This is a genomic window from Jatrophihabitans sp. (genome assembly GCF_035474675.1).
Taxonomy (GTDB): domain Bacteria; phylum Actinomycetota; class Actinomycetes; order Mycobacteriales; family Jatrophihabitantaceae; genus Jatrophihabitans_A.
In genome coordinates this window covers 1-12902 of sequence record NZ_DATINC010000094.1, presented here as the reverse complement: position 1 = coordinate 12902, position 12902 = coordinate 1, and the positions used below count along the sequence as shown (strand labels likewise).

Annotated in this window: 12 protein-coding genes; 5 read left to right on the top strand and 7 right to left on the bottom strand. The window is 72.9% G+C overall.

Translation table 11 applies throughout. The features are described from left to right. The 3 genes from VLJ82_RS11405 to VLJ82_RS11395 all read left to right on the top strand — a co-directional run. Nucleotides 1-265: GNAT family N-acetyltransferase (locus VLJ82_RS11405; RefSeq protein ID WP_408663470.1), on the top strand; the 265-nt coding region annotated here is incomplete at its 5' end. Between the two features lie 120 nt (nt 266-385). Then, entirely contained in the window at nt 386-4903 is a 4518-nt protein-coding gene (locus VLJ82_RS11400; protein WP_408663469.1) for an Lhr family ATP-dependent helicase, read from the top strand. 4 nt (nt 4904-4907) lie between these two features. Continuing rightward, a complete protein-coding gene (locus tag VLJ82_RS11395; RefSeq protein ID WP_408663468.1) occupies nt 4908-5699 on the top strand; it encodes an Fpg/Nei family DNA glycosylase in 792 nt (263 codons plus the stop codon). A gap of 117 nt (nt 5700-5816) precedes the next feature. Here VLJ82_RS11395 and VLJ82_RS11390 read toward each other — a convergent pair whose 3' ends face one another. The 6 genes from VLJ82_RS11390 to rimO form a co-directional block, all read right to left on the bottom strand. Beyond that, complete coding sequence (locus VLJ82_RS11390) at nt 5817-6665, bottom strand: PspA/IM30 family protein (protein WP_408663467.1); 849 nt, start codon at nt 6663-6665, stop codon at nt 5817-5819. Nucleotides 6666-6795: 130 nt separating this feature from the next. Then, nucleotides 6796-7302, bottom strand: a complete 507-nt coding sequence (locus VLJ82_RS11385; RefSeq protein ID WP_408663466.1) for a TetR/AcrR family transcriptional regulator — start codon at nt 7300-7302, stop codon at nt 6796-6798. Nucleotides 7303-7994: 692 nt separating this feature from the next. Further along, a complete protein-coding gene (locus VLJ82_RS11380) occupies nt 7995-8348 on the bottom strand; it encodes a helix-turn-helix domain-containing protein (protein ID WP_408663465.1) in 354 nt (117 codons plus the stop codon). 154 nt (nt 8349-8502) lie between these two features. Continuing rightward, a complete protein-coding gene (locus tag VLJ82_RS11375) occupies nt 8503-9042 on the bottom strand; it encodes a CinA family protein (RefSeq protein WP_408663471.1) in 540 nt (179 codons plus the stop codon). A 34-nt stretch (nt 9043-9076) separates the two neighbouring features. Further along, complete coding sequence (gene pgsA / locus VLJ82_RS11370) at nt 9077-9667, bottom strand: CDP-diacylglycerol--glycerol-3-phosphate 3-phosphatidyltransferase (protein ID WP_408663464.1); 591 nt, start codon at nt 9665-9667, stop codon at nt 9077-9079. Further along, nucleotides 9664-11079, bottom strand: a complete 1416-nt coding sequence (gene rimO / locus VLJ82_RS11365) for a 30S ribosomal protein S12 methylthiotransferase RimO (RefSeq protein ID WP_408663463.1) — start codon at nt 11077-11079, stop codon at nt 9664-9666. The genes pgsA and rimO overlap by 4 nt, the downstream gene beginning before the upstream one ends. Before the next feature lie 149 nt (nt 11080-11228). On the opposite strand from rimO, the gene VLJ82_RS11360 reads away from it, so the two are divergent. Beyond that, complete coding sequence (locus VLJ82_RS11360) at nt 11229-11825, top strand: amino-acid N-acetyltransferase (RefSeq protein WP_408663462.1); 597 nt, start codon at nt 11229-11231, stop codon at nt 11823-11825. A 73-nt stretch (nt 11826-11898) separates the two neighbouring features. Continuing rightward, nucleotides 11899-12051, top strand: coding sequence for a hypothetical protein (locus VLJ82_RS11355; RefSeq protein ID WP_408663461.1), 153 nt, complete (start codon nt 11899-11901; stop codon nt 12049-12051). Nucleotides 12052-12176: 125 nt separating this feature from the next. Here VLJ82_RS11355 and VLJ82_RS11350 read toward each other — a convergent pair. Continuing rightward, nucleotides 12177-12902, bottom strand: a 726-nt coding sequence (locus VLJ82_RS11350; RefSeq protein ID WP_408663460.1) for a DNA translocase FtsK, incomplete at its 5' end; no start/stop codon positions are given.

Here is a 12902-nt window from a genome sequence, read left to right as displayed (position 1 = left end):
CAACACCGAGTCCAAGCTGCTGCTGCTCAGCCATGCCTTCGACGAGCTCGGGGCCGCCCGGGTGGTCTGGCACACCGATGTGCGCAACGAGCGGTCCCGGGCCGCCATCCTGCGCCTGGGCGCCACCTTCGAGGGTGTGCTACGCAAGCACCGGATCCTGCCGGACGGCAGCTGGCGCGACACCGCCCAGTACGCGATGACCGACGAGGACTGGCCGGCCGCACGGCAGCGGCTGCGGGCCAGCCTAGAACGGACGGACTCTTAGGCCGAGAGCTTCGGGCGCTGCCAGGCCGGCGGACCTTGGCCGGTGGACCTTGGCCGGCCGATCTTGGGCGACGGATGATCTCGCCGGACTCTTGTCAGACCCTCCAGGCACACTGAATGCATGGACACCCTGTTCGCGCCGGCGACCACCGCCTGGTTCGAGGGTGCCTTCGACGCCCCCACCGACGCCCAGGTCGGGGCCTGGCAGGCGATCGCGCGGGGTGAGCACACCCTGGTGGTCGCCCCAACCGGTTCGGGCAAGACGCTGGCCGCGTTCCTGTCGGCGATCGACCGGCTGGCCGCCCTGCCGGTTCCGGACGAGGCGAACCGGCGCTGCCGGGTGCTCTACGTCAGCCCCCTCAAGGCGCTGGCCGCGGACGTGGAACGCAACCTCCGCTCACCCCTGGTGGGCATCGCCCAGGCCGCCCGCCGGCTCGGCCTGCCCGAGCCCGCCATCGAGGTCGCGATGCGGTCCGGCGACACCTCGACCGAGGACCGGCGGGCCTTTGCCCGGCACGGCACCGACATCCTGATCACCACGCCGGAGTCGCTGTTCCTGCTGCTCACCTCCGCCGCCCGGCAGGCGCTGGCCGGGGTCGAGACCGTCATCGTCGACGAGGTGCACGCGGTCGCGGCGACGAAGCGGGGCGCCCACCTGGCGGTGAGCCTGGAGCGGCTGGACGCGCTGCTCGACCAGCCGGCGCAGCGGATCGGCCTGTCGGCCACCGTCCGGCCCATCGAGGAGGTTGCCACCTTCCTGGCCGGCGGGCGGCCGGTCACCGTGGTCCAACCGAAGACCGTCAAGAAACTGGACCTGTCCGTGGTGGTCCCGGTGGAGGACCTGACCGCGCTCGGCGACGGCCAACCCGACACCGGGCAGGACCCGCAGCGCCGCGCCTCGATCTGGCCGCACGTCGAGGAACGGGTGCTGGACCTCATCGACAGCCACCGCTCCACCATCGTGTTCGCCAACTCCCGCCGGTTGGCCGAGCGCCTGACGGCCCGGCTCAACGACCTGGCCCACGAACGCGACCCCGACCGGACTGCCGACATCCGGGCCCACCACGGCTCGGTCTCGCGCGAGCAACGCCAGATCGTCGAGGAGGAGCTCAAGGCCGGCCGGATCCCGGCGGTGGTGGCCACCTCCTCGCTGGAACTGGGCATCGACATGGGCGCGGTCGACCTGGTGGTGCAGGTGGAGTCGCCGCCCTCGGTGGCCGCCGGCCTGCAACGGCTCGGCCGGGCCGGGCACCAGGTGGGCGCGGAGTCGCGCGGCGTGCTCTTTCCCAAGTACCGCGGCGACCTGCTCGAGTGCGCGGTGGTGGCCGAGCGGATCCGCGAGGGCCAGATCGAGTCCATGCGCTATCCCCGCAACCCCCTCGACGTGCTCGCCCAGCAGATCGTGGCGATGGTGGCGCTGGACACTCTGACGGTGGACGAGGTGGACCGGCTGGTCAGGCGCAGCGCGCCGTTCGCCACCCTCCCCCGGTCCGCCCTGGAGGCGGTGCTGGACATGCTGGCCGGCCGCTACCCCTCCGACGCCTTCGCCGAGCTGCGGCCCCGGCTGGTGTGGGACCGGATCACCGGCGAGCTGACCGGACGGCCCGGAGCGCAGCGGCTGGCGGTGACCTCAGGCGGCACGATTCCCGACCGCGGCATGTTCGGGGTGTTCCTGGCCTCCGCCGACGGGCCGGGCCGCCGGGTGGGCGAGCTGGACGAGGAGATGGTCTACGAGTCCCGGGTGGGCGAGGTGTTCCTGCTCGGGTCCTCGTCCTGGCGGATCGAGGACATCACCCACGACCGGGTGCTGGTCACCCCCGCACCCGGGCAGGCCGGCAAGATGCCTTTCTGGAAGGGCGACTCGCTGGGCCGGCCGGCCGAGCTGGGCCGGGCGATCGGGGCGTTCGTCCGGGAGCTGGGCAGTGCCGCCGGCACCGCGGCGGTCGAGCGCGCGCGGTCGGCCGGGCTGGACGAGTGGGCGGCCACCAACCTGGTGGGCTACCTCACCGAGCAGCGCGAGGCGACCGGGCACCTGCCGACCGACCGGAGCATCGTGGTGGAGCGGTTCCGCGACGAGCTCGGCGACTGGCGGCTGGTCATCCACTCCCCCTTCGGGGCGCCGGTCAACGCGCCGTGGGCGCTGGCCATCTCGGCCGCGTTGCGCGAGCGCTACGGGCTGGACGTGCAGTCCATGCACTCCGACGACGGCATCGTGGTGCGGTTGCCCGACACCACCGCCGAGCCGCCGGGCGCCGACATCGCCGTCTTCGACCCGGCTGACATCGCCGGCCTGGTCACCGCCGAGGTGACCAACTCGGCACTGTTCGCCTCCCGGTTCCGCGAGTGCGCCGCCCGGTCCCTGCTGCTGCCCAAGCGCGACCCGCGCCGCCGCGCGCCGCTGTGGCAGCAGCGTCAGCGGGCCAACGCCCTGATGCAGGTCGCCCGGGACTACGGCCAGTTCCCGGTGGTGCTGGAGGCGATGCGGGAATGCCTGCAGGACGTCTATGACCTGCCGGGCCTGACCGACCTGATGCGCCAGCTGAACGCGCGCCAGCTGCGGCTGGTGGAGGTCGAGACCTCGAGCCCCTCGCCGTTCGCCCAGTCGCTGCTGTTCAGCTACGTCGGCATGTTCCTCTACGACACCGACGCACCGCTGGCCGAGCGCCGGGCCCAGGCACTCACCCTGGACACCTCGCTGCTGGCCGAGCTGATGGGCTCGCCGGACCTGCGCGACCTGCTCGACGAGAACGCCATCGCCGAGTCCATCGCCGACGCCCAGCGGCTCAGCGAGGCCAGGCAGGTCCGCGGGCTGGACCAGACCCACGACCTGCTGCGCGAGGTCGGCGACCTCAGCACCGTCGAAGCCGTCGCCCGCGGCGCCACCGAAGAGGAACTGGAACGGCTGCGCACGACCCGCCGCGCGATCACCGTCCGGATCGCCGGCGAGCTGCGCTGGCTGGCCATCGAGGACGCCGGCCGGGTCCGGGACGCGCTCGGCGCCGCGCTGCCGGTGGGCATCCCGGAGGCCTTCACCGAGCTGGTCGCCGATCCGCTGGGTGACCTGCTGTCCCGGTTCGCCCGGACCCACGGCCCGTTCCTGGTCGCCGAGCCCGCGGCCCGGCTGGGCCTGGGCCCGGCGGTGGTCCAGGCCGGCCTGGAACGGCTGGTGGCCACCGGTCAGCTGGTGGCCGGCGAGTTCACCCCCGGCCGGGTCGGGCGCGAGTACTGCGGCGCGACCATGCTGCGCACCATTCGGCGGCGGTCGCTGGCCGCGCTGCGCCGCGAGGTGGAACCGGCGCCACAGGGAATGCTGGCCCGGTTCCTGCCGGAATGGCAGGGCGTGGGCGCCGGCCGGCGAGCCCGGGGCGTCGACGGCCTGGCCCGGGTGATCGAGCAGCTGGCCGGGGTCGCGGTGCCCGCCAGCGCGCTGGAAAGCCTGGTGCTGCCCGCCCGGCTGTCGGACTACTCACCGGCGATGCTGGACGAGTTGACCAGCTCCGGTGAGGTGTTGTGGTGCGGAGCCGGCCCGCTGGCCGGCAACGACGGCTGGCTGGCCCTGGTTCCGGCCGGCGCGGCGGCCGAACTGCTGCCGCCGGTGGCCGAGCTGGACCTGACTCCGCTGCACCAGGCCGTGCTGGCGTCCCTGGAGGGCGACCAGGCACTGTTCCTGCGCGCCATCACCGACCGGGTGCGTGCCCAGCTCGACCAGACCGGCGACGCCCCGGAGCCGGCGGCCGCGCACGAGACCGCCGAGGCCGACATCGTCTCCGCGATCTGGGACCTGGCCTTCGCCGGGCTGGTCACCAACGACACCCTGGCACCGGTCCGGGCCCGGCTCGGCGGTGGGCGCACCGCGCACGGGCGGCGGCCGGCCGCACCCCGGGCCCGGTACGGTCGGTTCAACCTGGGACGCGCCGCCCTGGCCACCGGCCGGCAGTCGGCGGCCACGCTGCCCGGGCGCTGGTCGCGGGTGCCGGACCGCGGCCCCGACGACGCCCACCGGGCGCTGCTGCGCACCGAGGTGCTGCTGGACCGCTACGGCATCCTGACCCGCGGCGAGGTGTCCGCCGAAGGGGTGCCTGGCGGCTTCTCGGCGGTCTACCCGGTGCTGCGGCAGGGCGAGGATGCCGGCCGGTACCGCCGCGGCTACTTCGTCGAGGGGCTGGGCGCTGCCCAGTTCGGGCTGACCGGTGCCATCGACCGGCTGCGCAGCCTGATGAGCGCGCCGGAACGGGCCAGCACCGACCCGCCCGAAGCCCTGGTGCTGGCGGCCACCGACCCGGCCAATCCGTACGGGGCGGCTCTGAGCTGGCCGGAGCGGGTGCACCAGCCCGAGGTCGAGGCGGGCCGGCGCGGCCACCAGCCGGCCCGCAAGGCCGGCGCCTTGGTGGTGCTGGTGGACGGCGAGTGCGTGCTCTACGTCGAGCGCGGCGGCAAGACACTGCTGTCCTTCTCGGCCGAGGAGAGCCGGCTGCAGGCCGCGGCGGCCGCGCTCGCGGTCAGCGCCCGGGCGGGTTCGCTGGGCAAGCTGCACGTCGAGTCGGCCGACGGGGATCCCATCGTGGCCTCCCCGCTCGGCCACGCGCTGGAGCAGGCCGGCTTCCGGCCGTCCCCGCGCGGGCTGCGGTTGCGGGCGTGACGCGGTGCCCGAGGGCGACACCGTCTACATCACCAGCCGCCGGTTGCAGGCCGCCCTGGCCGGCCGGACCGTCACCCGGTTCGACCTGCGCGTTCCGGCACTCGCGCTGGCCGACCTGACCGGCAACACGGTCACCGAGGTGGTGCCGCGCGGCAAGCACATCCTGATGCGGTTCTCCACCGGCCAGACCCTGCACAGCCACCTCCGGATGGACGGCGGCTGGCGGGTCGGCCCGGCCGGCGCGCGGCCCGCCGGCCGGGACTTCGAGATCCGGGCGCTGGTGGGCAACGCTGAATGGCTGGCGGCCGGATTCCGGGTGCACGACCTGAAGCTGCTGCCCACCGAGGCCGAGGACGAGGTGGTCGGGCACCTCGGACCGGACCTGTTGGCCGCCGACTTCGACCGGGCCGAGGCGCTGCGCAGGTTCGCCGCCCAGCCGTCCCGGCCGATCGGCGAGGCGTTGCTCGACCAGCGGCTGGTAGCCGGCATCGGCAACGTCTACAAGAGCGAACTGCTCTTCCTCAACCGGCTCAGCCCGTTCCTGCCGGTCGGCGAGGTGCCCGACCTGGGCGCGCTGATCGACGACTCGGTACGGCTGCTGCGCGGCAACCTCGGCGACCACAACCGTTCCACCACCGGCTGGCGACAGCCCGGACAGCGGCTGTGGATCTACGGCCGGGCCGGCAAGGCCTGCCGGCGGTGCGGCACCCGGGTGGTGATGTGCGAGCAGGGCGCCGACCCGGCGACCGAACGGCTCACCTACTACTGCCCGTCCTGCCAGCCCATGCCCGGCTGACCGCCAGGCCTGCCGCCAACTGTCAGGGCTCGACGCGATCCGCTAGGCCGACGCAAGCTGGCCAGGCCCGACGCGAGCCGGGCAGGCCGGCAAAGCCCTAACGAACGAACCGGCCGGTCAGCGCTCGGTTTCGGCCCGCTCGGTCACGGCCTGGTCGTCGGTCAACGGCGCGGCCGGCTTCTCCAGCGCCGGCGGTGCGGTGGCCGACAGCGCGTCCGGGGTCGAACTGCCGGTGCCGCCGGTGCCCGAGCCCAGCGAGGCCCGGATCTCGGCCAGCCGGGCCTGCCCGGCCATGTTCATGGTGGCCTTGCGCACCTCCAGCATCCGGCCCTGCACCGAGTTGGTGGCAAGGTCGGCCTGGCCGAGCGCATTGGCGTAGCGCCGCTCGATCTTGTCGCGCACCTCGTCCAGCGACGGGGTGTTACGCGGCGCGGCCATCTCACCCATCTGGTTCAGCGACGCCGACACCTGCTCCTGCATCTTGGCCTGCTCCAGCTGACTGAGCAGCTTGGTGCGCTGGGCGAGCTTCTCCTGCAGCAGCATGGCGTTGTCCTGCACCGCCTGCCGGGCCTGCTGGGCGGCCTGCATCGACTGGTCGTGCAACTCCTTCAGGTCGGTCGCCGCCGACTCGGCGGTGACCAGCTGGTTGGCCAGCACGCCGGCGGTCTGCTCGAACTCCGCGGCCTTGGCCTCGTCGCCGGCGGCGCGCGACTGGTCGGCCAGCACCAGGGCCTGGCGAGCCTGCGCCTGCAGCTCCTCGATCTGGCTGAGCTGCCGGTCCAGCTTGAGCTCCAGCTGATGCTGGTTGCCGATCACGCTGGCGGCCTGCCGGGTCAGCGCCTCGTGCTGGCGCTGGGCGTCCTCGATCGCCTGCTGGATCTGGATCTTCGGGTCCGCCTTCTCGTCCACCTTGGCACCGAACCAGGCTGAGATGTATCGCCAGGCCTTGACCAACCCGTTCGCCATCGCTGCTACGACCTTCCGGTATCCGTCCTCGGAGACTTCTGGTGCCGTCCAGTCTGCATCATGGGGCGCTGCCCGGTCCAAGCCACCTGACCCCGCCGGACCGAGCACCCGACACGCTGTCCGAAGGGGGCTACGGCTGCGAGCGAGCCGGCGGCAGGCCGGCGAGAAGTACCGCCACGTCGGCTGCGATGTCGACCTCGTCCGCCGGCGCGATGATGTAGGACGACAACCAGCGCAGCACTGTCGGCGTGCCGGCCCGGCCGGCCCGGCGCAGCAACTGCTCGACCGCTGCGGCAACCCTCGCCCAGCCCGGGGTCCGGACGTCCACCCGGGCCAGCACCGCCAGCGTGGTGGTGTCCTGGCCGCCGAGCGCCTCGAGCAGCGGGTGCTCCGAGACCGCCACCGCCGCCGCGGTCAGCGCCCGGGACAGCTCCAGCGGCCACACCGCGGCCACCAGCCGGTCGATCTCGTCCAGCAGCAGTGCCGCCAGCACGTCCTCCCGGGCCCGGAAGTGGTTGTACAGCGTCGCCTTGGCCACCCCGCCGCGGGCCGCCACCTGGGCCATCGTGATCTTGGTGCCGTTCGCCTCGACCGCGGCCCGGGCGCCGTCCAGGATGGCGGCCCGGCTGCGCGCCATCGGGCCCGCAGTTCGTGGGTTCACGGTGGCCGCCGGCGACCGGACCGGCCCCGCGCCGGTTCCCGAAGCCTGCGGCTTGGTCTCGCCGGCCGCCGCGCTCGGAAGGGCACCTCCGCCGGGCGGCAACCCCGTGTTCTGGGACGCAGGGGTCGCCGTGCTCCGGGTTGCGGGTGCGGCCGCGGCTTGGGACACGGTTGCGGCCGCGGCCTGAGATACAGGTGCCGCCGCGGCTTGGGACACGGGTGCGGCCGCGGTCTGAGACGCGGGTGCCACCGCGGACTGAGATACAGGTGCCGGTGCGGCCTGGGACACGGGTACCGGTGCGCCGCCGTAGCCGGCCGTCGCCGGTCGCGGCGGCGGACCCGGCACCGGGGTCGTGGTGGTGGCGCGCAGGACGAAGTCGGTCAGCGGATCGGAGCGACGCGGGGCACTGTGCGAACTCATACCCCGAAGCTAAGGCGGCCCGGCGGCGGGTGCAGGTAGCCGCACACCCGACACGCCCATTGTCTCGACCGCGGCATGAGAGTTCCGGGCACCGGATGTGAGCTGCGCCGCGGGATGAGAACTCCGCCCACAAGGCGACAGCACACTCGGGGAAAGCGACAGCATCGAGGAAAGCGACAGCGCGCCGGAAGCGGCCGACCTACCGGGAGACGGGATCGGCAGGTGAAGCTGGGGCAGCCGCCCGGAAGCTACGCGGCGACGTGCGGCAGGGTTCGGACCTGCGGCCCTTCGGTGCCGCGGGACGGTGCCGGGGTGAGCAGCGGCGAGCCCCGCCGGGCGCCGAGCACCATGGCCCGCTCGGCCATCGTCTCCTGCCGGCGCAGGGTGTCCGAGACCAGCAGGAACACCTCGGACAGCGGAATGTCGAGCGCCTCGCAGATCGCGGCCAGCAGCTCCGAGGACGGCTCCTTGTGGCCCCGCTCGATCTCGGACAGGTAGCCCAGGCTCACCCGGGCGGCCGCGGACACCTCGCGGAGCGTGCGGCGCTGCCGCAGCCGCACCGCGCGCAGGGTCTCACCGACCACATGGCGGAGAACTGCCATCTCGGGAAACCCCCTTCGTCGACCGATCACGTCTTCGGCCACTACACCTCATCGGCCGGTCGGCGATCTTCTGAAATCCCATGCTAGTCCGGTCACCACCTGCAGTGCCCGGCACGCCAACTAATCTGCTGACAGCGAACTACTTCCATCGCCTTCAGGATTGCCCGGCCAGCTGATCCACCGCGCCGGCAAGAAGTGCGACTGCTTGTTCAACGGCCTGCGCCCGGATCGTGTTCCGGTTTCCGATCAGATTCAGCTCCGATACCGATTCGATACCGTTGCCGGGACCGGCCACCGCCAGGAACACCGTCCCCACCGGCTTGCCGTCCTGCGGCGTGGGGCCGGCCACCCCGGTCACCCCGACCCCCCAGCTGGCCGACAGCCGGTCGCGCACCCCGCGAGCCAGTTCCAGGGCCACCTGGGCCGCCACCGGTCCCTGTTCGGCGAGCAGGTTCTCCGGCACACCCGCCAGCCGGGCCTTGAGGTCGGTGGCATACACCACCAGGCCGCCGCGGAAGGCGACGCTGGCCCCGGCCGTGCTGGTCAACGCGGCGGCCAACAGGCCGCCGGTCAGGGACTCGGCCACCGCCACGGTCTGCTGCTGCTCGGCGAGGTTGCGGTGCAGCCGCTCCAGCAGGCCCGCCAGCTCCGTCCCGGGCCCGGCCGGCTCCGGCCCACTCATGCCCGTACCGATCCGCTCATGCCCGACCCGGCCGGCTCCGGCCCGCTCATGCCCGTACCGGCCGGCGCAGCCGCACCGCCCGGGCCACGTAGTCCAGCCCGGTGACCACGGTGAGCAGCACCGCCACCGCCATCACCGCGACGGCTGCGGTGTGCAACGCACCGGTCAGCGGCAGCAGCAGCAACCCGATGGCGACCGCCTGCACCAGCGTCTTGAGCTTGCCGCCCCGGCTGGCCGCCATCACCCCGTGCCGGATCACCCAGAACCGCAGCATCGTCACGCCCACCTCGCGCACCAGCACCACCAGCGTCACCCACCACGGCAGGTCGCCCAGTACCGACAGCCCCACCAGCGCGGTGCCGGTGAGGGCCTTGTCGGCGATCGGGTCGGCGAGCTTGCCGAACTCGGTGATCAGGCTGCGCTTGCGGGCCAGCTCGCCGTCGATCCGGTCGGTGAGGCTGGCCACCCCGAACAGCACGCAGGCCGTCACCCGTCCCGCGGTGCTGTGGCCGTCATCGGCCAGCAGCGCCAGGGCGAAGAACGGCACCAGCGCCAGCCGCAGCATGGTCAGGGCGTTGGCGATGTTCCACACCGACACGGTGGTGGCCGGCGTCGCCATCGGGTCGATCTCGGTCATCGCGCCGAACCGGCTACCACATCGGCGATCAGGTCGGCCCCGTCCGTGCCGGTCACCACGGCTCGCACCAGCACGCCGGGACGCAGTCCGGCCAGCGCGCCGGTGAGCCGGACGCTGCCGTCGGTCTCGGGGGCCTGGTGGGCGGCCCGGCCGGTCAGCTCGCCGTCCGCGGCCGACTCGATGAGCACCTCGACGGTCTCGCCGAGGCGGTCCTCGGCGCGCTGGGACATCAGCTCGTCGGCCAGTGCCGAGATCCGCGCCACCCGGGCGGCGATCACATCGGCAGCCAACTTGCCGTCGAACCGCTCGGCCTCGGTGCCCTCCTCGTCGGAGTAGCCGAACACCCCGACCACGTCCAGCCGGGCCAGGGTGAGGAACCGTTCCAGCTCGGCGACGTCGTCCTCGGTCTCGCCGGGGAAGCCGACGATGACGTTGCTGCGCGCCCCGGCCGCCGGCGCCAGCGCGCGGGCCTCGTCGAGCAGGCCGAGGAAGGACTCGGTCGAGCCGAACCGCTTCATCCGGCGCAGCACCCCGGGGGCGGCGTGCTGGAAGGACAGGTCGAAGTAGGGCAGCACGCCCGGGGTGCCGGCGATGACCCGCAGCAGCGACGGGCGGAGCTCGGCCGGCTGCAGGTAGGACACCCGGACCCAGTCGATGCCGGAGATCCCGGCCAGTTCCGGCAGCAACGCCTCCAGCGCCCGCAGGTCGCCGAGGTCCTTGCCGTAGGAGGTGGAGTTCTCGCTGACCAGCACCAGCTCCCGGACGCCGTGCTCGGCCAGCCACTGTGCCTCGGCCACGATCTCGGCGGCCGGACGGGACACGAACGCACCCCGGAAGGACGGGATGGCACAGAAGGTGCAGCGCCGGTCGCAGCCGGACGCGAGCTTGAGGTAACCGACCGGGCTGTCGTCCAGCCGGACCCGGGGCGCCCGCGGCCCCCACCGGTGCCCCGGCACGGCCACCTCGGCAGCCGCCGCCGGGCGGTGCGCCGGGCTGATCGGCAGCAGGGTGCGCCGGTCGGTGGGGACGTGCGGAACGACCGGCCGGCCGGCCAGCACGTCGGCCAGCCGGTCGTCGATGCTCGAGTAGGAGTCGAAGCCCAGCACGGCGTCGGCCTCGGTGAGCGCGGCCGCCAGCTGCTCGCCGTAGCGTTCGGCCAGGCACCCCACCGCGACCACCTTCTTGCCGGTGTCGGCGGCGGCCAGCACGGTGTCGATCGAGTCCTTCTTGGCCGAGTCGATGAAGCCGCAGGTGTTCACCACCACCACGTCGGCCGCCTCGGACGGCGCCAGCTGCCAGCCGCCGGCGGTCAGCGTGCCGGCCAGCTCCTCGGAGTCCACCTCGTTGCGGGCGCAGCCGAGCGTGACGATGGCCACGCTGCCGGCCGGGGCGGGCTGCACAGGTGAGGACACATCCTGCAGGCTACCCGGCAGCCGCGCGGGCCCGATCCGCTCGGGCCACGGAAACCGCCCACCCGAGCCCGCCTCGTTCGGGCCGGGTGGGGGCCGGTACAGCCCGGCCTACCTGGGGCCGGGCGACGGCCGGTGGGTATGGTGCGGCTATGCCTGAGATCAGTCCGCCCAGTCCGGCTGGCCAGGTATCGATCCGGCGGGCCCGCACCCGCGACGTCCCGGCGATCAGGGCCCTGGTCAACACCTACACCAGCCATCGGGTGCTGCTGGCCAAGGACACCGTGACCCTGTACGAGTCGGTGCAGGAGTTCCGGGTAGCCGAGATCGGTGGCGAGGTGATCGGCTGCGGCGCGCTGCACGTGCTGTGGGAGGACCTCGGCGAGATCCGCACGCTCGCGGTGTCGCCGGAACGCCGCGGCCACGGCATCGGCGACCTGCTGCTGGACGAGCTGATCGCCGACGCCCGCGAACTGGGCCTGGCCCGGCTATTCGCGCTCACCTTCCAGACCCGGTTCTTCGCCCGGCACGGCTTCTCCGAGATCCAGGGCACCCCGGTGGACCCGGAGGTGTACTCCCAACTGCTGCGCTCCTACGACGCCGGCATCGCCGAATTCCTCGACCTGGAGTTCGTCAAGCCGAACACCCTGGGCAACTCCCGGATGCTGCTCACGCTGACCGACCGCGCAGCCCCCGAAGCTCGCAACGGCTTCCGCAACGCCGTGCAGTCGACCAAAACGTCAAGTTGAGGTTGATAGTCCCGCGCGCCTCTCCAGTAACAGGAGACAACACCTATACCGTCGGCGGCGGAGGTGGTGATCCATGACCGGATTTCAGTTGACCCGACCTGGGACGGCGAGCTGGACGGTGCCCGCTCGGGAGGCGGTCGGCTCCGGCCGTCATGCCTCGGACACGCGGGCCAAGCTGACGCTCCGCCGGATGTTCTATCTGGCCCGGCACGTCAAGCGCGGCTAGCAGCAGCCGCCCAGCTTCGCCACGGCCCTGACCGCACTCGCGGTCGGGGCCGTGGCATGTCCGGAGACTGTCATGACGATCGGTCGCCATAACGTGCGATCGTCATGACAGTCGCCGCTCCGGCCTCAGAACGGCGCGGGTTCGTCCGCGAAGCCGGCCGGGCCACCGGCTTCCTCGTCGTCGGAGTCCTCGGCCACCAGGTCCTCGGCGCTGCCGCCGTTGCGCAGCGTGTAGATCAGCCCGGCCAGCTCGTCCGGCTTGACCAGCACCTCGCGGGCCTTCGACCCCTCGGACGGGCCGACGATCGAGCGCGACTCCATCAGGTCCATCAGCCGGCCCGCCTTGGCGAAGCCGACCCGCAGCTTGCGCTGCAGCATCGAGGTCGAGCCGAACTGGGTGGAGACCACCAGCTCGACCGCCTGCAGGAACACGTCGAGGTCGTCGCCGATGTCCGGGTCGATCTCCTTCGCGGCGGCCGCCGGAGCGGTCACGTCCTCCCGGTAGGTCGGCTGCAGCTGGCCCTTGCAGTGCTTGACGATCGCGTTGATCTCGGCGTCGGTGACGTAGGCGCCCTGGATGCGGGCGGGCTTGGCCGCCCCCATCGGCAGGAACAGCCCGTCGCCCTTGCCGAGCAGCTTCTCCGCCCCCGGCTGGTCCAGGATCACCCGCGAGTCGGTCACCGACGAGGTCTTGAAGCCCAGCCGGGACGGCACGTTGGCCTTGATCAGGCCGGTCACCACGTCGACGGACGGCCGCTGGGTGGCGATCACCAGGTGGATGCCGGCCGCCCGGGCCAGCTGGGTGATCCGCACCACCGCGTCCTCGACGTCGCGCGGGGCCACCATCATCAG